Below are 19544 nucleotides of genomic sequence, written 5' to 3' on the forward strand. Positions count from 1 at the left end.
CCTGCAAGTGCCTTCCGTGACAGGAAACTTGGACCCTCAGCAAGTCCTATTTTCCCTGATCAGAAGGCACTTCTTCGTTTCTGCCCAGTCCTTGGACACCCCTTAACGAAGGGTCGAGGCTAGGAGGACACAGGACTTGCCCAGCCGGTCGCTGTGACCGAGGCTGCGTCCTGTAAAACTGATAGGGGCAACAACGGGTCGGCCTAGTCCAGACAGACGCGAGGTGCGCTGTGAGTATGGCTCTGGCAGGCGGAGCCGCGGACAAGCTCGGGAACGGCTACGAGCGGCGCTTCACTGTCCTGGCCATGATCGAACTGCTGATGGGCGAAGCGGACTCTCTCCGTGTCGAGGTGCCGGGTGATGCCGGTGCCGGAGCGGAGTTTCGGGTACGTGTCGGATCTACATTTCGGTGGACTCAGTCGAAGCGGCAGAGGAGCAACGGCGCTTGGACCTTGGCGGCTTTGTTGAAAGAAGGCTTCCTGCAGCAATGGCTGCCGAAGCTCAGGGCCGGCGATACCTGCATCTTCTCCTCGACCACCAGTGCCGACGAGCTTCGACAGCTTTGTGCGAGTGCGCAGGATGCAATAGATCTGGCGGAATTCGAGAAAGAATTCCTCGGGTCGGGTCGCAGAAAAAAGTTTGAAGCTCTCAAGCGAGCATGGAACGTAGTCGACAGTGACGAAGCCTATCGCCTGCTGGGTCTAGTCAGGGTCGACACCATTGACGGCAATCGTCTAGACCAATACATCGAGACCTCATTGCATTTACTCGTAGAGGGAAATCTCCAGGTTGCGCGGCGGGTTCTGCTGCAATATGCGGACGAGATCGTCCATCATGAGGTTTCCGCGGACGACGTCTGGGATCTTTTGGCGGAGAATGGAATTCGCCGAAAGGTACACACCTCCTCCGTGGCTTCACCTGCCGCTTCGGTTTCCGGTGATCGGTGGCTCGCCGATCGGCTTGATCGTCTGCCCGCGCCTATACACAACCGGATCGTGGCTGCTATGGCCGCCGATGATCGCGCCGCCCGCCGGCTCATACGGCTCGTTACCGACGACCAAGTGCCACAATCAGTCCTGGAACTTTGGACCCTACAGAGACCTACTTGGCTGACCGGAGCAGACTGGGACACACAGATCGCAGCTGCAGAACTGGCAGGTGCATATGGCGTTCCCCGGCTGCAAGCCGACCTCTTTACGGAGCTCGCCGAACAGGGATGCCCACCGGAGCAATTGTGGAGAGCTCGAGCCGTGCTGGCATTGGATGCAGCTGGCGACAAGGCTGCGCGTGCCGCGCAAATAGAGAGCCTCCTCCCTTCCGGGACCTCGAGCCACCCCTTCGCCGGCGCAGTAGCGGCGGTCTTCGCATCCCACCCTTCAGAGGCACTCAGCCATCTCCAGCAGTGGACGCCAGAAGACCCTGCCGACCGTGCCGCAAAGGCACGCCTGCTCATCCAGATCGAACTCGGCCATCCCGACCAAGTGCCCACGGATGTGACGCTCGAGCGAGCGCTCGCCGAGTCGCAGTCCCTGCTCGCCGACGAGTGGCTCGGCAGCGTGGCGCTATGGCGCGCTCGCGCGCTGACGATGCGCGCTCGGCTGCGCGGCTCCAAGATCCCCTTTCGCGACCTACGAGAAGCCCAAGAAGGCGCGCTCCGGGTACGCGATGACCGACGCCAGTGTCGAGCCGACAGCGCTGAGGCTGCCGCAGCGTCTTTTGAAGCGGCCGCAGTACGGGGAGACACTGACTTCGTCTTGCGCAACGGCCTGCCGGAGGAGCTCGGCGGCACCGCGACGATCGAGGAATTCCAGCACTCTGACGTCGCCTTCCATGTAGCGGCCGCAGCGATGCAGCAGCAACGATTCGAACTCGCGCAGGTTGCCGCTGCCAACGTCACGGACGCCTTTCAACGAAAGCTCCTCGAGGCCCTCCGCGCCGAAGTCCAAGGTGAAACCAGTTCCGCGATCTGGCGTGAAGCCGTCAACCTCGCCGCGGACAACGACGAACATCTCGTCCAAGCTCTCAACGGCCTCGCCCGGACAGGCGCGACAGACCTACCCCGGCTCGATCATGTACGGCGACTATCCCCGCAGACTGCGGAGGAGATCCAAGCAATAGCTGAAATTCGCAGCGGCAACCTCGATCGCTCCACTGCGACACTAAGAACTCGCCGCCGCGAATCACTTCTAGCCGCCATGGCCCTTGCCGAAGCCTACCGCTCAACGGGTCAAACTGAGTCCGCGACCGAAACGCTGATGGACGCCGCCGAAGACTTCAGTGATCCAAGCCTCAAGCTCCAAGCAGCGACAATATACGCCCAAAGCGGACGCACCGATAAAGCCAAGGAAGTAATTTCGGCCCTTGTCATCGATCGTGACCGCGACTGGCCCGAGTTCATCGAGGTATTGAAGTTCGCGGCACAACTTGCACTCGATGAGCCCGACCTAGAACTCGCGACGAAGTACGCCAAAAGGATTCTCCACGAGAATCCACGGGACGAGGCGACGCGATGGATCATGATCAACTGCTTGATGGTCCTCGACCAGATGGACTACGCCTGGGAGGTTCTTGAAGCCGCGCCGACTCCCTTGGAGCCCGAAGACCGCACGCGTGCACAGATGTGGGTGGAACTCCACCGGCGATCCGCAGACCCTGTCACCACGATGCGCGCATGTCTCGACGTTCTCCGCCGGTTCCGCGACGACGAAGAATTTAACGCCTTCGCCCTTACCTCGATCATGCTGCGACAGCAAGCCGACACCGCAATCCCCGCCGACCTACTCAGCGACTACCATTACGGACTCGAGCGCTTTTTCGATCGGTGGCCCGACAGTACGTACTTGAGCCGCATCCGCACCAGCAACGACGAGCTTCTCATCCAGGCGCTCACCGACTCGCTGCGACCGACGCCGGAACGCCTGGCGGAACGTCACCGACTCAACCGCGAATTCCAGCGTGGAGAAAAGCCGCTTGTTCTACTGGCCGAGTACGCGAACAAAACCTACAGTGAGGTATTGGTCCGGCGAGGCTGCGGCGTACTGCCGACGGTCCATCCCGATCCCCGCGAGCTGGCGCTGTGCCGGCAGACCGTCCTGTACTCAGCTAACCATGACGTTGCGCTCGACACCTCCGCTGTCGTTGTACTCAGCGCACTTCCGCGTCATATTCGAGACCGCGCCATGGCCATCTTCCGGCGCGGCCTCACCAGCGAGGAGGTAGCAAGAGACGCTCGCCAATATCGGGAGGATCTGAACCGGACCAGCGGAACCCTTTACTACAACCCCGACACCGACGGCCCTGGATACGCTGAAATGACCGAGGACGAGGCCGCAAACGTGGAGGCGACCTTGTCAACGGCCCAGGCGATGATTGAGCAGTTACGGCGCGAACCCATCCAACCGCGGCCACACGGCCGCCGCGTACGGCTCAACGTTTATGCGTCAGTGATTCAGACGGCCGCAAGTAAACAGATCGCAGTCTGGTGTGACGACGCCGCAGCACGGCTGATGATGCGCGAACACGGAATTGCGTCTTTCTCAACCCACGCTGTCCTCGAGCATCTACTGGGAGAGGGGAATCTAGCCGTAACCGAGTACCAGACTGTTCTTGATACCCTGGTTCGGGCACGCATCGGTGCCGGCCGGCCCGAGCTGGCACGGCTCCTTCGCGTTGCCCGTGAGCAGAACTGGCAGCCGAACAGCGTCGCCGCATGCCTCGCACAACCTCAGACCTGGACAGATACGGCCCACACCTCGACGCTGTTCAACGACCTCCTGCGGACCTGCCACCGGGAGAACCCTTCCCAAACCACCGCCTTCTTCCAAGCCGCAGTCTTCGGCGCTGTTACGAACTGCCCCAACACTCGCGCCGGCGTCGAGATCGGCGCGCTGCTCCTCGCCGGGAGCGTCCTGGCCCTCACCGCCGACGGTGTACTTGCACGCGAAATGGTGGATGCCACACGAACGGCCGTCACATCTGCTCTGCCGGTCGACAACCCAGCCGGTGTTACGACCGACCCACTGCCAGCCGCGGCGAAGGATCTACGTGCGCTCCTGCTGGAGAGCAGCGTAATCAACGCCGATCAAGTTTTTCCCTTCATTCTCAAGGCGTTCCGTGGTCTGAACGATAAAGACATACGGACCGTTACCGAGGCTCTCCTATCCGACGACCAGTGATAGTGCAGCCGTTTGGGTCCGCTTCACTCGCGTGTCAGCCAAACTCGTTTGAGTAGCAGCGTGATCAAATCTTCTTGCTCGGCGGTCCTTTCGCCGCATAGCCTTGAACCTCGACTTGATCTCTACCCCCGTGATAGGCAAAGGGAGGTAGCTTTGGCGATTTCGGGTCGGGAGGGATCGTCGGTGGGTGGTTCGTCGATCAACGGAGATAGCTTCGCGCTGTCCGATCTGTTCAGCAAGGCCACGTACATGATCGACTACTATCAGCGCGAGTATGCGTGGTCCGCCGGCGATGTACGAACTCTGGTGGACGATCTGTGCTCTCAGTTCGACGAAGCCGTCCAGGACCCGAAGACACGCCGCGGGATGAGGCACGCCGACGCGTACTTCCTGGGGCCGTTCGTCTACTACGAACAGCGAGGCGGTGGCCGCTTCCTCGTTGACGGACAGCAGCGGTTCACCACCGTGCACCTGATCTTCATGCACCTGCACCGGCAGGCACGCGAGCTCAGGCTCCGGGATGCCGAGGCTCGCCTGGATCGCGTGATCCGGGAGACCCACGGCGGCACATGGCGGTTCCGGATCGACATCCAGGAACGCCGCGGTCTCCTCCAAGCCCTCTACGACGGGCGGAAGTACGAAGTCCCCGACCACGGAGCGTCGCTTTCCTTGCGAAACCTCCACGCTCGTAGTCTCGAGCTTGAGCAGTTGCTCGGCGAGCGGGTCGCGGCCGATGACCTGAGCAGGTTCACCGAGTGGATGCTCGATCGGGTGATCTTGGTCGGGATCCAGGCGCCGAGCCGCGACACCGGCTTCCGGATCTTCGAGTCGATGAATGATCGAGGAGCCCGACTCACCGCCGTCGACCTGCTGAAAAGCTACTTGCTGTCGCATGTGGGCCAAGACGAGGAAGAACTCAACAAGAGCTGGCGGGAGATGCTGGCATCACTGACGCCGGCCCGGGAAGACCCCGGCGCCCCCGGAAGATTCCTCAAGTCCGTCCTCGTTGCCCACCACGCCCGGCTGGGCGCCGAGTTCCGGGACCGCGACGACATCAACATGGCCCTGCACCTATGGATCCGGCAGAACGCGGACGGATTTCTCGGACTCAAACAACCCAACCAGTATTTCCGGTTCGTCGAACAGTTGATCAAGCTGGCCACCCTCTATCGCACCTTCCAGGCAGCCAGCGAACGCCCCTACCCGGAACTCGAGGCGATCTACTTCAACACCGTCAACGGGCTGGCCAATCAGATGACCTTCATCCTGGCCGCGATCAGGTCTGACGACCCGCTGACAGCAGCGAAAGCCAAAGCAAGGCTGGTCGCGAACTTCATCGATCGATGGTTCGTCCTTCGAGTGCTCGCCGACGAGCCGGCGCTGGCCCGCGACCTCGACGATCTGACGCCGTCGCTCGTTCCGCAGCTGCGCAAATGCAAGACCGTCGAGGATGTCGCCGCGTGCCTGTGGGCGGAGATGCCGTCCGATGACGGGTTCGAGTCGGTGCGGGCCTTCGGCCTACGCGGAAACAACTTGGCCCAGGTTCGCTATCTGCTGGCCAGGCTGACGGCCTTCGCCGAGACCACATGGGGAGCGCCCGATCTGACGACCGCCTACCTCAGCCTTGAACGCGGATGGGACGTCGAGCACATCTTCGCCAACAAGCACGATCGGCATCCGGAGATCCTGGACCCGGTGGAGTTCAGGCTGCTCCGCAACCGCCTCGGACTGCTCGGGCTACTCACCAAGACGGTCAACCGGAGTCTGCAGGACTCTGACGTGCCGTCCAAGGTCGAGGTCTATCGCAGCGAGAACCTATTGCTGCGCTGCCTGCACCGCGGTTTCCAGCAGAGCCAGAAACCTATTCGTCTCCTGATCCGGAGGTACAACCTCGCCCAGCACATGTGTGCGCTGCCCAGCGAGGGCGGCATCCGCGCCGCCGTCGCGCTACGGCAGGAGTTGTACCGGCGGCTGTTCTGCGAGATCTGGAAATTGGAAACGTTGGGCTTCCCCGCTGCCGAGCCCGCTGTTGTCGAGCGGGCTCATGACCAGGCAACTGCCACGGTTAAGGGGTCGGTGGCCGAGGAGACGGCGGTGCGCGGCCGCGCGATGCGGCCGACTGACCTGCAACGCATGCTGCGCGCCGGGAAGGTACGAGCCGGCAGCGCTCTGATCGGAACGACTTCGGGCCACGAGGTCAGGGCAACCGTCCAGGACGACGGCACTATCCGGCTCGATGCCACCGGCGACGTCTTCCGCAAACCGGACGACGCCGGCCAAGCGGTCACCGGAAAACGGTGCTCGGGAATGACGTTTTGGCATACTGCCGTGGCGGACGGCACGCTGCGGACGTTACGTCACGTCCGAGACGCTCCGGTAGCCGCCTGAGTCTTTACCGATCTCATGGCAATCTCCGAGATGGAAGACGAGCCGAGACGGGTAGAACCGACGGCGGTGTCGCCGCGTTTCCTATCGATCTCCCGCACGTGGGACGTCCTGCGGTCGCCGAGTGGCCTCAGGACCTTGTGCGGCGGTTGGCGTCCTTTAAGCCGGCGGCAGCAGGTTCAGGTCAGCGGTCATTCGTTCGGCGACCTTGGTATCGAGCTCCGGCCCGTGTCCGAACGACCACTTGCCGGATGTGAGGTTCTGCGCAGTCTTGGTGAGGCTGCGTCGGGTGTGGAGTACCGCCAGGTCACTGAGCAAGACTGATACTCGGCCTGCGCTGACGTCGACCAGTTCGAGGGCGGCACCGATCAGCGTGAGGCCATCGCCGGCATCGTCGAGGACCCCGATTGCGTTCCACTTGTCGTCTTCGCCTCGGTTGACTGCCTGATGATTGAGGCTGACGCATCGGGCTGCCTGCCCCAGCGAGGCAACGAGCCGACCGGCCGAGCCGAGATCGACAATGGTGGGCGGAGTCTCGGACAGCTCCTGCGAGCCCATTTGGAGCGCGAGCCGGAACTCCTTGACCATCTCGGCCGGCTCAAGAGCACGCAGGTGCGACCGGACGACGGTCTCCTCACGCACACGAAGCGCAGCGGCTATGTTCCTGACCTTGACGGCGAGCAGGTCTTCCACCGCGTCCCGGGAGATATCTATGCTCTGGTTCTGGCACTCGGCCACGATCTGGTCCACGAATCGCTGAAATCCCGCGCGTCCGCGCAACGACAATCTCCCTCCGCGAGTTCTACGGATCGGTCTTGGTCTCCGCTGGGACCCATGGCTCGACCCGCCGGGCCGCTGAAGTATCCGCAGAACTGATCGTAGGGTCGATTCTACGACCGGACGCTGGTACCAGGTGGAAGGTGCCGTTGCCGTCAGTTGGCGAGTTCTTCTAACGCCTTGAAGTGCTTGACCAGGTCGGCGGGTACTTCTTCAGGTAGCGAGAGTGTGGTGCACAGGCAGAACAACAGGCCGGCCTTGTCACGAGGCGCGTGCAGGGATGCTTCCCGGGCCATGGATTCGACGCCGGAGCTGAACTTGCCGCTCTTGCGGACGGCGTCGAAGTCTGCCGGTGTCCACAGCCGGTCGTCGATGGTGCGGGGCCAGAGCTCGTTGGCGGCGTCGGACCACTGCTCGTCGGTGAACAGGTCCTCGATCTCGCGGGTGCCGGCGTACATGATCTGGTCTTTGGCGATGCTGGCTCGGCTGAGTTTTTCCTCTGTGAAGTGGGTCTTGGCGTTTGTGGTCGAGTCGCGGTCGACGAGGAAGCGCACCAGGCGGCCGGACTGGTTCAGGTACTTGGTGACCTGGAGGGCGCCGACGTTGCTTTCACCGCTGATCAGGGCGATGCCGGCGGACTGGAGTGGATGTCCCATAGAGAGCTTGAACAGCATGGGGATGCACTGGATCTCGGTGGCGCCCTCGACACCGAGGAAGCAGCGTTCGTGCAGCAGGACGCTGTTGCGCAGCCCCATCGCCGAGGCGACCTGCGCGAGATGGTCGTCTGTCTCGGCGTGGCCGGAGGTGAGCAGCTGGGTGACGACCGTGCGTTCCTGCTTGTCGAGACGTAGGTGCACGATGTCGGCCGGGTCGACACGGTCGATGAAGTTCAGGCTGTGCGTGGCCACGATCATCTGGACGTCGTGGTGGGCGCACTGGTCGAGGACGAGGTCCAGCAGCTGGCGCTGGTGGCCGTAGTCGAGGTGGGTGTCCGGCTCATCGTAGGTGATCACGATGCCGGGATGTTCCGGCGGCTGGTCCTTGAGCTGCTGACTGGTCCACTCCCAGACCGCGAGGCTGATCTGCCGCCGCCGCCCGGCGCCGCCGCGCCGCAGCGCGATCCGGTGGCCGTCGTCCGTGGTCCGGTGGATCTCGACGGTGCGCAGGCTCTCAGAGAAGCTGACCTGCGGGGTGATGGTGACTTCGCCGATGCGCGGACACCGCTGTTTGATCAGTTGCCGCAGGTCGTCGGCCTCCCGGACCAGATCGTCCTGCAAGTCGGCTTCAAGCTGCCGCAGCGTGGCCAGCCGCTCATCGCCGTCGTTGATCAGCCGCCGGAGGCCCGCCTGAAGGGCGGCCCGGATCTCGGCCTCCGGGTCCGGTTCCTCGGTCGAGGAGAAGGACAGAAAGCTCGGCAGGCGCGCCTCGAGGTTCCGGTCGGCCGGAACCCATGTGGTCACGGTGTTACCCGCGGCGAGTTCCGCTGCGGCGAGTGTCCGCAGGGGTGCGAGCCATGCCTCTCTCGATGCCTTGTTGCCCTGCGGGTCGAGCGTTCGGGCTTCGGCGCGGGCCCGGAGCTCGTCTCGTTTGAGCAGATCGAGCCCACGCAGGTCCTCTGCCGCGGGTACGACCTGGCGAACCTACAGCCGGGCCGCCTCGCCTTCGACGCCCACCCGCCGGATGATGATCGGTCCCGCAAGGCCGAGCTTCTGTTCCTCGTAATTGGTCGGCATCAAGGTGCCGACGACCTGCACCTCGGCCTGCCGTAGCTGATCAACGGTCAAGATGTTGGGATCATCGCCCGTGATCGCGCAGGTGCGGTCCTCGTCGTGGATCTCCGGCTTGCCGGTGAGCAGGAACTGCAGGGCCAGCAACGCCGTGGTCTTGCCGCCGTCGTTGCTGCCGGTCATGACCGTGGGCCGGCGTACCGGCACAGCCGCGATATCGGCGAGAGAGCGCAACCCTTTGACGGAGTACCCGATCAAACGCATGATCCCGACCTGACCTCGAGCGACCTGTGGGCGCTCTGTTCAACTCCGCAAGGTCAGTTCTCGCGATGGCACCTTCGGTCGGGCAGCGATGACCTTAAGTACGACAGGCGCCTTCACCGCGCGCTCATGAGAAGCCCGGTAAGTTACGAGCCATGCATCAGTCCTTACGCCAACGACTGGCCGGTCTGGTCCCGGAGACTGGTCCGCAACGGGTGCTTGCGGTCTCGAACTTCGTCTACACCGTGGGCAGCGGCGTCTATCTGACCGCCGGGGTGTTGTTCTTCACCGAGGCGATGCGGTTGCCAGCCGCTCAGGTCGGGGTGGGGCTGGGCATCGCCGGGGTGGCCGCGCTGGTCGTTGGGATCGCGGTCGGGCACCTCGCCGACCGGCGCGGCGGGCGGGGCGTCTACGTCGGCACGCTGGTCGTGCAGGCGGTCGCCACGGCGGCGTTCGTGCTGGCCGACAGCTTCTGGCTGTTCGTGGTGGCGGTGTGCGCGGCGATGGGGGCGAAGGCGGCCGGGCTGGCGGCGCGCAGCCCGCTGATCCGGCACTTCGGCGGGGACCGGCCGCAGCAGTTCCGGGCCTATCTGCGATCGGTGACCAACGTCGGTGTCTCGCTGGGCGCGCTGGCCGCCGGGTGGGCCGTGCAGGTCGGATCGCTCACGGCGTACCAGATGATGGTCCTCGGCAATGCGATCGCGTTCGTCGCGGCGGCGGCCGTGCTGGTACGCCTGCCCGCGGTCCCGCCGCTGCCGATCGCCGGGGGCCCGCGGTGGAGCGCCCTGCGGGATCGGCCCTATCTGCTGCTCACGCTGCTCGACGGCGTGATGGCGATCCAGTTCAAGGTGCTGACGGTGGCGATCCCGCTGTGGCTGATCGGCTCGACCGAGGCGCCGCGCTGGCTCGTCGGCGGGACGATGGTGCTGGCCACGGTGATCGTGGTGGTGTTCCAGGTGCCGGCCAGCCGGGCGATCGACTCGCCGGTGGCCGGTGGCCGGGCCTATCGGCGGGCCGGTGTCGCGTTCTTGATCTCCTGCTCGCTGGTGGGGCTGGCCGCCGGGGTCCCGGCCGGGGTGGCGGCGACCCTGGTGCTGGCCGGCGTGGTGGTCCACACGGTGGGGGAGTTGTGGCACGCGGCGGCCGGTTTCGAGGTGTCCTTCGCGCTCGCACCGGTGCATGCCACCGGCCAGTATTTGGGCGTCTTCGGTCTCGGCGCCGGGCTGTCGGAGGCGTTCGGGCCGGGGCTGTTGATCGCGTTGTGCATCACGTGGGGGCGGCCGGGCTGGTTCGTGGTAGGGGTGATGTTCGCGTTGACCGGCCTGGCTGCGCCGGCGGCGGTGCGGTGGGCGGAGAGCCGTCAGCCGCAGCCAGGCGTGGTCGTCACTGCTGGGTGATCGAGGCCACGCGGTCGGCCCAGCGGGTCAGCAGGGTGGTGTCGTGGGAGACGAGCAGTACCCCCATCTCGCGCTGGTGTTGTTCGTCGGTGATGACGGCGGCGACGTGGGCCTGGGTGGAGGCGTCGAGCATGGTGGTGGCTTCGTCGCAGAGCAGGTAGGCGGGGCGGTGCACGAGGGCGCGGGCGAGGCAGGCGCGTTGCAGCTGGCCGTCGCTGACCGCGTGCGGGCGCCGGCCGAGCAGGTCGGCGGTGAGGCCGACGCGGTCGGCGAGCTCGGCGACCCTTTGCTCGTGCGGCTGCCTGGTTGCGCGGAGTGGTTCGGCGATGATGTCGGTGAGGGTCAGCCGTGGGTCGCTGGCCGCGCGGGGGCTTTGAAACAGGACCCCGATTTGGGTACGCCTTGAGGATGGCACCCGGTGCCGGATGTCGTCGATCTGGGTTCCGTCGAGGGTGACGTGCCCGGCGTCCGGCCGGTGGAGCAGGGCCAGGACGCGGACGAGTGTGGACTTGCCGCTGCCGGAGGGCCCTCGTAGCCCGACTGTCTCGCCGGGCTCGATGGTGATGGTCACGTCGTGCAGGACCTGCTGTCCGCGATAGCCGGCGCTGACGCCGTGGGCGGTGAGGCTCATGAGGTCACCAGCGGATGGTGGCAGGCGACCGGCCCGGTCGGTGGGGTGGCGCACTGCTGGTCGGCGCGAGGGCAGCGCGGTGCGTAGGCGCATCCGGCGGGCAGGGCGGTGAGCATCGGCGGGTGGCCGGGGATGGCCTGGAAGGCCCGGTCGGGCAGGGCGTCGAGGAGCGCGGCGGTGTAGGGATGCGCCGCCGTCTTGAAGACGGATGCGGCGGGGCGGTGTTCGACGATGCGGCTGGCGTACATGACGGCGACGGTGTCGGCGACGCGTTCGGCGGCGGCCAGGTCGTGGGTGATGAGCAGGACCGCGTCGCCGTTATCGCAGCGGCGGCGCAGGACGTCGAGGGTGTGGTCGACCAGGGGCCGGTCGAGGCCGGTAGTGGGTTCGTCGGCGATCAGCAGGGGCGGGTCGGAGGCCAGGGCCAGCGCGGTGACGAGGCGCTGGGCCATGCCGCCGGAGAGCTGGAACGGGTAGCGGTCGAGGTCGGTGTCGTCGAGGCCGGCGTCGGCGGCGATGGCGGTGGCCAGTGCGGCGTCTCGGCCGTGTTCGCGCAGGGTCTCGGCGAGCAGCGTGCGGCCGGTGCGTACCGGGGTCAGCGCGGTTGCCGGGCTCTGCGGGACCAGGCCGATGCGGCGGCCGCGGACCTCTCGGGCGAGTTTCTTCTCTCCGCAGTGGACGAGGTCGATGTCGTCGAGGAACGCGTGGCCGGTGGTGGTGGCGTTGGCCGGGAGCAGGCCGAGGAGGGCGTGGGCGAGGACGGACTTGCCGCAGCCGGACTCGCCGACTACGGCGAGCAGTTCGCCGCGGCGTACGGAAAGGTTGAGGTCTGTCACGGCCTGGACCACCGCGTCGCGCAACCGGAACCGCACGCTCAGGTCCTCGACCCGCAGGAGTGCGTTCACAGTTCGAGCTCCGCCCGGACGCGCGGATCGAGCCGATCGCGCCAGCGGGCCGCGAGCGCGGCGATCGCCAGGGTGACGGTGACGATGACCAGACCGGGGACGATGCTGGCCCACCAGGCGCCGGTGAGCAGGGAGCGCTGGCCGTCGTTGATCATGTTGCCGAGCGACGCCAGGTGGGGTGGCAGGCCGAGGCCGAGGAAGGACAGCGCGGTCTCGTGCCAGACGGCGTGCGGGACCATCAGCGTGGTCGCGAGGGCGATCTTGGGCAGGACGTGCGGCAGCAGGTGGCGGGTGAGGATGCGAGCTCGGCTGGCGCCGCCGGTGATGGCCGCGTCGATGAACGGCCGGGTGCGCAGGGACAGTAGTTCGCCGCGGACGATGCGCGCCGTGGAGAGCCAGTGGGTCAGGGCGACGGAGAGGACGACCGCGCCGAGGCTGGGGCGCAGCATGGCGACGATGAAGATGCCGAGCAGCAGGTGGGGCAGCGCGGCGATGGTGTCGATGACGCGCATCAGGATGCGGTCGGTCCAGCCGCCGAGCAGCCCCGCGACGCCGCCGATCAGGCCGCCCAGGACGGTGGCGACGAGCGCGGCGACGACGCCGACGAGCAGGGAGACGCGCAGGCCGTAGAGGCTGCGATGCAGTACGTCGCGGCCCAGGTCGTCGGTGCCGCCGGGGTCCGTCAGGCTGGGTGCTTGGCTGATGTTGTCGAGCGCGACGGCGCTCTGATCCAAGGGCCAGATGACGGGTACGAGCAGACAGGCGGCCACCGCGAGGCCGATCACGGCGGCCGGCGTGACGTCTCTCTTATCCATCGACGCGCACCCTCGGGTCGGCGGCCGTGTAGGCGATGTCGGTGAGCAGGTTGGCGGCGAGGACGACGGCCGTGGTGATCAGGGTGATCGCCGCCAGCAGCGGGAAGTCCGACCCGAGGGCCGCTTGGACGCTGACCGCCCCGAGGCCGGGCAGTGAGAACACGGTTTCCACGAGGACGGATCCGCCGACCAGTTCGGGCAGGTGAGTGCCGATCAGGGTGAGGAACGGCAGCAGCGCCGTCCGCAACGCGTGTCCGAACAGGACGGTCCGGCCCCTCAATCCCCGGGCGCGGGCAGCGAGCACATGGTCCTCCAGCAGGCTCTCGGCCACCGCGTCCCGCACGAACAGCAGGAACCAGGGCGCCTGCGAGATCGCCAGCACGGTCACCGGGAGCGCCAGATGGTGGGCGACGTCGCTGAGGGTGGTCGTGGTGGCGGTGATGTCGGTCAGGCCGCCGGCCGGGAACCAGCCCAGGGCCAGGGCGAGGACGGCGATCGCGGCGAGCGCCAGCCAGAAGACGGGCATCGACTCGACGGCGTAGGCCGCCGCGCGCAGGCCGCGGTCGAGCAGGCCGCCGCGGCGGTAGGCGGCGATCGTCCCCAGCAGCAGGCTGGTCAGCAGGACCACGAGCAGCGTGAGCCCGATCAGGAGCAGGGTCCAACCGGCCCGGGCGGCGATGACGTCGCCGACCGGTTGGTGGCGGGAGGTGGACCAGCCGAGGTCGCCGCCGATCAGGTTGGTGAGCCAGCGGAGGTACTGGATCGGCAGCGGGTCGTCGACGCCCCAGTTGGCGCGGATCTGAGCCAGGTTCTCCTCGCTGGCGGTGGAGACGGCGCCGCCGGCGTATTGCAGGGCTGGGTCGATGGGGGAGGCGGCGCCGAGCAGGAACATGCCGAAGCTGGTGGCGAGCAGGACCGGCAGAGCGACGGCGAGCCGTCTGCGGATCAGCCTGATCACCTCTTGGTCCAGGTGTGGACGTTCCACCAGAGACTGTTCTCGACACCGTGCTCGTGCGCCTCGACCCGCGGTGTCACGCCGGTGATGCCGTTGCGGACGACGTAGGTGTGCTGCAGGTAGGTGAGGAACACCCACGGGACGTCGGTGGCGAGCTGCTTCTGGAAGGTGGCGTAGGCCTGCTTGCGGGTGGCTTCGTCGGCGTGGTCGCGGCCGTCCTGCAGGGCCTTGTCGGCGACCGGCGAGTTGTAGTGGCCCGGGTTGTAGGAGGCCTCGCCGGCGAACTGCGAGCCGAACAGCTTGTAGGAGATGAAGTCCGGGTCGTAGGGGGTGCCCCAGCCCATGATCAGCGCGTCGGCTTTCATGCGCGGGCGGATCGCGTCCCAGGTCAGGCCATCGAGCTTGATCTCGATGCCGGCCTTCTTGGCGTCGGCGACCACGGCGAGGGCGAGTTCCTTGCGGAGGCTGTCGCCGGCCGGGTACATCAGCGTGAACGCCGCGCGTTGGCTGCCCTTGGCCCGGATGCCGTCCCCGTCCGGCGCCCACCCGGCCGCGTCGAGCAGTTGCCCGGCCTCGGCGGTGTCGGCGGCGGTGTTTCCCGCGACGGACGGCTCGGCGAAGGGCGAGTTCGGGGGTACCGGTCCGAAGGCGGGTTCGCCGGCGCCGCCGAGGACGCCCTTGACCATGGCGCCGCGGTCGACGGCGACGTTGAGGGCCTGGCGGATGGCGGTGTCGCCGGTGACCGGCCGGCCGAACGGCAGCATCATGCCGCGGTAGTCGGCCGACGGAACCCGCTGCACGGTGAACCCGGCGAACGTGGTGGCCAGCTTGGGAGCGAGCTCGGCGGCGTCGAACTCTCCGGCGCGGGCCCGCTGGGCGCGGACGTTGTCGTCGTCGACGAAGGCGACGATGACGCCGCTGTTGGCCGGCTTGCCGCCGTGGTAGGTGTCGTTGGCAGCCAACACGAGCCGGTCGCCCGGGGTCCAGGAGGTCACCTTGTAGGGGCCGGTGCCGACCGGCTTCTGGTTGAAGCCGGCCTTGTTGATGTCTTGGCCCTGCAGCGCCTTGGCCGGGACGATGCCGAGGGTGAGGCGTTGCAGGAACGGCGCGTAGGCGTACTTGAGGGTGAAGACCACGGTGGACGCGTCGGTGGCCTCGACCTTGGTGAGCATGTCCAGGTCGGAGCGCAGGACCGAGTCGACCTTGGGGTCGAGCACCGAGCGGTAGGTGAACGCGACGTCCTCGGCGGTCAGCGCTGTGCCGTTGTGGAAGGTCACCCCGGGCCGCAGCTTCGCAGTGACGGTACGCCCGTCGGTGGAGACGGCCGGGAGCTCCGCCGCCAGCGCGGGGACGAGGTTGTTCTGCCCGTCCCGGCTGACCAGGCCGTCGAAGATCAGGGAGGCGCCGTCGACGCCGAAACCGAGCACCGGGTTGAGGGTGTCCGGCTCCCCGCCGGTGGCGAGCACGATCGGGTCACTGGCGGTGGGGGTGCGCTCGGCGGTGGAGGGATCGGAGCATGCGCCCAGCACCAGCGCGGTGGCAGCGAAGGCAGCGAGCAGACGTCGAGTGGGCATCGAGGACAACCTCACGCTCGGCGGATCATTGTCGCCATGCTCTACCACCTGCACATCGATGGCAATAACTGGGTGACGAAGATTGCACTCTGCGTGGCGATCGGCCGATGATGATGCAGAAGGCGCCCGGCGGCGTGGATCATCGCGGTGCCGGGCGCCCCTACGGTGGCGCGAGTTTGTCGACGACGCGCCGTCGCCTCGGAGATCGGGTCACGGCCAAGCAACACTCACCCGAGGCGTTGCCATCATTTCGTATCTGCAAGCTCTTTGCAATAAGGTTCGCCCATGAGGACGTTGAGGGGCCTTGAGGTGCTGGAAGTCGCCGACCAGCTTGCCGAGGTCTATGCCGAGGTGTTCGGGGCCGAGCCGTGGAACGAGGGCCCCGACGACGTGGCCGCGTTCCGGAAGCGGCTCGCCGACGACGTCCGGGAGCCGGACTTCCGGGCCGTCGTCGCGGAAGACGGGTTCGCGTCGGCGTGGCGGACGACGCTGCCGTTGCCGCAGACCCGGGCGTACCCGAGGGTGGTCGAGCACCTCGGGCCTGAACGGGTGTCGTCGCTGCTGGACGGGGCGCTGGTGGTCGACGAGCTGGCGGTGCGGCCGGGCGCGCAGGGCACCGGTCTGGGCCGGCGGCTGCTCAAGGAGCTGATCGGCGAGGACCGGGCCTGGCTGCTGACCTCGACCCGGGCGCCGGCCGCGGTGGCGTTCTACCACCGGATCGGCTGGCAGGAGGTGCCGCCCGAGCCGGGTGTCGAGAGCACGCTCGTGCTGTTCGTCAGCCCATCTGACTGAGTGCGTCGAGCACTCGCCGCGCTGCCGTCACGTCCTGCGCGCCGAGCCGGTCCATCAGGCGACGGTCCTGGTCGGCGGCGAGCTGGTCGTCGGTGTGCAGTGCGGCCCGCCCGGCGTCGGTGATGCGGGCGACGCGGCGGCGCAGGTCGCCGGGCCGCCCGAGCCGGCGTACGTAGTCGCGCGCTTCGAGCAGTCCGAGAAGGCGTGACGTCTCCATCAGCGGCAGTCCGAGGCGGTCACCGAGGGCGCTCATGGTGGTCTCCTGATCAGCCACGGCACGCAGCACCGGGATCAGGCTGCCGTCGATGCCCGGATAGCCCGCCGCCGCGAGGTGCTCTTGGCGGCGCCGCTCGGAGGCGGCCTCCGCCGTACGGAGCAGGGCGGCGATCGGGCGGTCGTCGTCGGCCATGAGCTCAGGCGACTCCTGCGGCGGTCACCAGACCGCGGATCCAGTCGGCGACCGGGGTGGCGGCGCGGTCCTCGACCAGGGACAGGAAGGCCGTGGGCAGGTCGCCGCGGCGGGCGCGGGCGTCGCGGTCCATCACGCTCAGGTCGGCGCCGACCAGGGGCGCCAGGTCGGTCTTGTTGATCACGAGGAGGTCGGCGGTGGTGACGCCGGGGCCGCCCTTGCGCGGGACCTTGTCGCCACCGGCCACGTCGACGACGAAGATCTGGTGATCGATCAGGCCCTTGCTGAACGTCGCGGTCAGGTTGTCGCCGCCGCTCTCCACCAGCACCAGGTCGAGCGGGCCGAGGGCGTCCTCGAGGTCCTCGACGGCGTCGAGGTTGGCTGAGATGTCGTCGCGGATCGCGGTGTGCGGGCAGCAGCCGGTCTCGACGGCGCGGATGCGTTCGGCGGGCAGCACGCCGTTGCGGAGCAGGAAGTCGGCGTCCTCCGTGGTGTAGATGTCGTTGGTCACCACCGCCAGGCGAAGCTCGTCGCCGAGCGCCCGGCACAGGGCCGCGACCAGGGCGGTCTTGCCGGAACCGACCGGGCCGCCGATGCCGATGCGCAGTGCCCGCGGTCCGCCGGACAGCGGGGTGTGCGGGTCCACGCCCGGGTCGGGGTGGGTGTGCGGCACCTCGTCCGGGCCGTGCTCGTGCGGGTGATCAGACATCGAGGGTTACCTGCCTTCGGGTGAGATGAGCGCGGACCGCAGGACCGCGTTGGGTTCAATGCCGAGCGTCAAAGGGCTCGGTGGCAGGCCCGCGCGGACGACCAGGTCGCCGACGGCGGCGATCATCGCACCGTTGTCGGTGCACAGCGACGGCCGCGGCACCCGCAGAGTGATCCCGGCGGCGGCGCAGCGCTCGGCGGTGAGCGCCCGGACCCGGCTGTTGGCCGCCACGCCGCCGACCATCAGCAGGGTGTCCGAGGCGTGGTCGCGGCAGGCCTGGACCGACTTGGCCGACAGCGTGTCGGCGACAGCCTCCTGGAAGGACGCGGCCACGTCGGCGACCGGCACCGGCCCGTCATGGCGTTCCAGCCAGCGGGCGACCGCGGTCTTCAGTCCGGAGAACGAGAACGAGTAGGTGCCGGCCATCGCGCGCGGGAAGGCGATCGTGGCCGGGTCGCCGTCGCGGGCCGCCCGGTCGATCGCCGGGCCGCCGGGGTAGGGGAGTCCGAGCAAACGGGCGACCTTGTCGAACGCCTCACCGGCGGCGTCGTCGACGGTGTCGCCGAGATGGGTGATTGGGTCGCGGGCCAGGTCACCGAGCGCCAGTAGCGAGGTATGACCGCCGGAGACGATCAGCGCGACACACCGATCCGGCAGCGGCCCGTGCTCCAGGGTGTCGACGGCCGCGTGCCCGGCGAGATGGTGCACCCCATAGAGCGGCAGACCCAGACTCATCGCGTAGGCCTTGCCGGCCGCCAGCCCGACCTGAACCGCGGTGGCCAGTCCCGGGCCGGCGGTGGCTGCGACCGCGTCGAGGTCGCCGAACCCCACGCCCGCCCGATCAAGAGCCGCCCGGACCATGGGCTGCAGGGCGTGCAGGTGGGCGCGAGCGGCTATCTCCGGCACGACCCCGCCGAAGCGGGCGTGCTCGTCCATGCTGGACGCGAGAGCGTCGCCGAGCAGCACCCCGTCACGGACGAGACCGACGCCGGTCTCGTCGCAGGAGGTCTCGATGCCCAGCACCAGCGGCATGGTCAGTCCTTGAGGCCGGCCTCGCGCAGCAGATCGTCACGCTGTTTCTCGGGCAGCAGGTCGACGTAGAGGGTGCCGTTGAGGTGGTCGGTCTCATGTTGCAGGCAGCGGGCGAAGTACCCGGTGCCGGAGACCGTGATCGGCCGGCCGTGCTTGTCCTGCCCGGTCGCGGTGGCCAGCGCGGCCCGGCTCACCGAGGCGCGGGGTCCGGGCACGGACAGGCAGCCCTCGTCGCCGTCGTCGGTGCCGGCCAGCGCGGAGGCGGTCTGCAGCACCGGGTTGACGATGTGCCCGACCTGGTTGACGCCGTCGGCGTCCGGGCAGTCGTACACGAAGATCTGCGCGTCGACACCGATCTGGTTCGCCGCCAGGCCTACACCCTGCGCCTCGTACATGCTGGCGAACATGTCGTCGATCAGGTCGGACAGTGCCTGGTCGAAGACGGTGACATCGGCGCAGCGGCGGTGCAGCACCGGCGTGCCGTAGTAGGTGATCGGACGTGCGGTCGGCATTGGTGCACCTTACCGGCAGGTGCGAGTCGCTTGCAGAAGGGGTCAGGCGCAGTCTTGGCAGCGGCCGATCAGGGCCATGCCGGTCGCGCCGAGCTCGAGACCGCTGTGCCGGCGGGCCTCGGCGACCGCCTTGCCCAGATCGCTGGCGGGCAGCTCGAAGTGGCGGCCGCAGCCCTCACAGATGGCGTGCACGTGCGGGCTCTCGTTCAGCCCGAACAACGCCTCGCCGGGCCACGGCAGCACGTGGGCGACACCGCGTTCGACGAGGAAGTTGACCGTGCGATGCACGGTCGACACGTTTACCTCAGGCCGGCTGGCCGCGACCTTTTCGTGGATCGCCGCCACCGACAGATGGCCGTCGGTCTCGGCCAGCACGTCGATGACCAGCCCCCGGGCCATGGTGTGGCGCGCGCCGGCGGCGTCGAGAATCCGCCACGCCCGTGTGGCCCGATCTTGGCTGGTCATCGTCTCCATCACCGACAACCGTA

17 protein-coding genes are annotated in these 19544 nt (G+C 67.5%); 4 read left to right on the top strand and 13 right to left on the bottom strand.

Annotated elements, in window-relative coordinates:
* Positions 1-305 precede the first annotated feature (305 nt).
* Positions 306-4175 (top strand): tetratricopeptide repeat protein, encoded by a 3870-nt coding sequence (locus tag QSK31_RS43745; protein WP_285690932.1) that lies wholly within the window; start codon positions 306-308, stop codon positions 4173-4175.
* Positions 4176-4358: 183 nt separating this feature from the next.
* Entirely contained in the window at positions 4359-6563 is a 2205-nt protein-coding gene (locus QSK31_RS43750) for a GmrSD restriction endonuclease domain-containing protein (RefSeq protein ID WP_285690933.1), read from the top strand.
* A gap of 156 nt (positions 6564-6719) precedes the next feature.
* Here the strand turns inward: QSK31_RS43750 and QSK31_RS43755 are convergent, their stop codons facing one another.
* The 3 genes from QSK31_RS43755 to QSK31_RS43765 form a co-directional block, all read right to left on the bottom strand.
* The gene (locus QSK31_RS43755; RefSeq protein WP_285690934.1) at positions 6720-7310 is read right to left on the bottom strand and encodes a hypothetical protein; all 591 of its coding nucleotides are present in this window, start codon (positions 7308-7310) and stop codon (positions 6720-6722) included.
* Positions 7311-7492: 182 nt separating this feature from the next.
* Positions 7493-8797: an ATP-dependent nuclease gene (locus QSK31_RS43760; RefSeq protein ID WP_285690935.1), complete on the bottom strand. Its 1305-nt coding sequence runs from the start codon at positions 8795-8797 to the stop codon at positions 7493-7495.
* A 180-nt stretch (positions 8798-8977) separates the two neighbouring features.
* Complete coding sequence (locus tag QSK31_RS43765; RefSeq protein ID WP_285690936.1) at positions 8978-9328, bottom strand: hypothetical protein; 351 nt, start codon at positions 9326-9328, stop codon at positions 8978-8980.
* Between the two features lie 152 nt (positions 9329-9480).
* Between QSK31_RS43765 and QSK31_RS43770 the strand changes: the two genes are divergently transcribed.
* A complete protein-coding gene (locus tag QSK31_RS43770) occupies positions 9481-10722 on the top strand; it encodes an MFS transporter (RefSeq protein WP_285690937.1) in 1242 nt (413 codons plus the stop codon).
* On the opposite strand, the gene QSK31_RS43775 is transcribed toward QSK31_RS43770, so the two are convergent.
* The 5 genes from QSK31_RS43775 to QSK31_RS43795 are packed head-to-tail and all read right to left on the bottom strand — an operon-like array spanning position 10709 to position 15602.
* A complete protein-coding gene (locus QSK31_RS43775) occupies positions 10709-11353 on the bottom strand; it encodes an ABC transporter ATP-binding protein (protein WP_285690939.1) in 645 nt (214 codons plus the stop codon). The genes QSK31_RS43770 and QSK31_RS43775 overlap by 14 nt on opposite strands.
* Positions 11350-12258, bottom strand: a complete 909-nt coding sequence (locus QSK31_RS43780; RefSeq protein ID WP_285690940.1) for an ABC transporter ATP-binding protein — start codon at positions 12256-12258, stop codon at positions 11350-11352. The genes QSK31_RS43775 and QSK31_RS43780 overlap by 4 nt, the downstream gene beginning before the upstream one ends.
* On the bottom strand, positions 12255-13073 hold the full coding sequence (locus QSK31_RS43785; RefSeq protein ID WP_285690941.1) for an ABC transporter permease: 819 nt from the start codon (positions 13071-13073) through the stop codon (positions 12255-12257). Before QSK31_RS43785 ends, QSK31_RS43780 begins: the two co-directional genes overlap by 4 nt.
* Positions 13066-14031, bottom strand: coding sequence for an ABC transporter permease (locus tag QSK31_RS43790; protein ID WP_285690942.1), 966 nt, complete (start codon positions 14029-14031; stop codon positions 13066-13068). The genes QSK31_RS43785 and QSK31_RS43790 overlap by 8 nt, the downstream gene beginning before the upstream one ends.
* Entirely contained in the window at positions 14028-15602 is a 1575-nt protein-coding gene (locus tag QSK31_RS43795) for an ABC transporter substrate-binding protein (RefSeq protein WP_285690944.1), read from the bottom strand. The genes QSK31_RS43790 and QSK31_RS43795 overlap by 4 nt, the downstream gene beginning before the upstream one ends.
* 285 nt (positions 15603-15887) lie before the next feature.
* Here QSK31_RS43795 and QSK31_RS43800 point away from each other — a divergent pair, with 285 nt between their 5' ends.
* Positions 15888-16394, top strand: a complete 507-nt coding sequence (locus tag QSK31_RS43800; protein WP_285690945.1) for a GNAT family N-acetyltransferase — start codon at positions 15888-15890, stop codon at positions 16392-16394.
* On the opposite strand, the gene QSK31_RS43805 is transcribed toward QSK31_RS43800, so the two are convergent.
* Genes QSK31_RS43805 through QSK31_RS43825 form a run of 5 tightly spaced genes read right to left on the bottom strand, consistent with a single transcriptional unit; the run spans position 16378 to position 19521 of the window.
* A complete protein-coding gene (locus QSK31_RS43805) occupies positions 16378-16803 on the bottom strand; it encodes a MarR family winged helix-turn-helix transcriptional regulator (RefSeq protein ID WP_285690946.1) in 426 nt (141 codons plus the stop codon). The two genes, QSK31_RS43800 and QSK31_RS43805, sit on opposite strands and share 17 nt — an antisense overlap.
* Before the next feature lie 4 nt (positions 16804-16807).
* Positions 16808-17512 (bottom strand): urease accessory protein UreG, encoded by a 705-nt coding sequence (gene ureG, locus QSK31_RS43810; protein WP_285690947.1) that lies wholly within the window; start codon positions 17510-17512, stop codon positions 16808-16810.
* A 6-nt stretch (positions 17513-17518) separates the two neighbouring features.
* Positions 17519-18544, bottom strand: coding sequence for a tRNA (adenosine(37)-N6)-threonylcarbamoyltransferase complex transferase subunit TsaD (gene tsaD / locus QSK31_RS43815; RefSeq protein ID WP_285690948.1), 1026 nt, complete (start codon positions 18542-18544; stop codon positions 17519-17521).
* A gap of 2 nt (positions 18545-18546) precedes the next feature.
* Entirely contained in the window at positions 18547-19056 is a 510-nt protein-coding gene (gene def / locus QSK31_RS43820) for a peptide deformylase (protein ID WP_285690949.1), read from the bottom strand.
* Positions 19057-19098: 42 nt separating this feature from the next.
* Positions 19099-19521, bottom strand: coding sequence for a Fur family transcriptional regulator (locus tag QSK31_RS43825; RefSeq protein ID WP_285690950.1), 423 nt, complete (start codon positions 19519-19521; stop codon positions 19099-19101).
* Between the last annotated feature and the right edge of the window lie 23 nt (positions 19522-19544).

The sequence above is a fragment of the Actinoplanes sp. NBRC 103695 genome, from assembly GCF_030269485.1.
Classification (GTDB): Bacteria; Actinomycetota; Actinomycetes; order Mycobacteriales; family Micromonosporaceae; genus Actinoplanes.

Excerpts from the sequence above, each read along its gene's own strand:
- QSK31_RS43745 (WP_285690932.1), top strand. The coding sequence starts at position 306 with ATGATCGAACTGCTGATGGGCGAAGCGGACTCTCTCCGTGTCGAGGTG.
- QSK31_RS43765 (WP_285690936.1), bottom strand. The coding sequence starts at position 9,328 with ATGCGTTTGATCGGGTACTCCGTCAAAGGGTTGCGCTCTCTCGCCGAT.
- QSK31_RS43770 (WP_285690937.1), top strand. The coding sequence starts at position 9,481 with ATGCATCAGTCCTTACGCCAACGACTGGCCGGTCTGGTCCCGGAGACT.
- QSK31_RS43775 (WP_285690939.1), bottom strand. The coding sequence starts at position 11,353 with ATGAGCCTCACCGCCCACGGCGTCAGCGCCGGCTATCGCGGACAGCAG.
- QSK31_RS43785 (WP_285690941.1), bottom strand. The coding sequence starts at position 13,073 with ATGGATAAGAGAGACGTCACGCCGGCCGCCGTGATCGGCCTCGCGGTG.
- QSK31_RS43795 (WP_285690944.1), bottom strand. The coding sequence starts at position 15,602 with ATGCCCACTCGACGTCTGCTCGCTGCCTTCGCTGCCACCGCGCTGGTG.
- QSK31_RS43800 (WP_285690945.1), top strand. The coding sequence starts at position 15,888 with ATGAGGACGTTGAGGGGCCTTGAGGTGCTGGAAGTCGCCGACCAGCTT.
- QSK31_RS43805 (WP_285690946.1), bottom strand. The coding sequence starts at position 16,803 with ATGGCCGACGACGACCGCCCGATCGCCGCCCTGCTCCGTACGGCGGAG.
- ureG (WP_285690947.1), bottom strand. The coding sequence starts at position 17,512 with ATGTCTGATCACCCGCACGAGCACGGCCCGGACGAGGTGCCGCACACC.
- tsaD (WP_285690948.1), bottom strand. The coding sequence starts at position 18,544 with ATGCCGCTGGTGCTGGGCATCGAGACCTCCTGCGACGAGACCGGCGTC.
- def (WP_285690949.1), bottom strand. The coding sequence starts at position 19,056 with ATGCCGACCGCACGTCCGATCACCTACTACGGCACGCCGGTGCTGCAC.
- QSK31_RS43825 (WP_285690950.1), bottom strand. The coding sequence starts at position 19,521 with ATGACCAGCCAAGATCGGGCCACACGGGCGTGGCGGATTCTCGACGCC.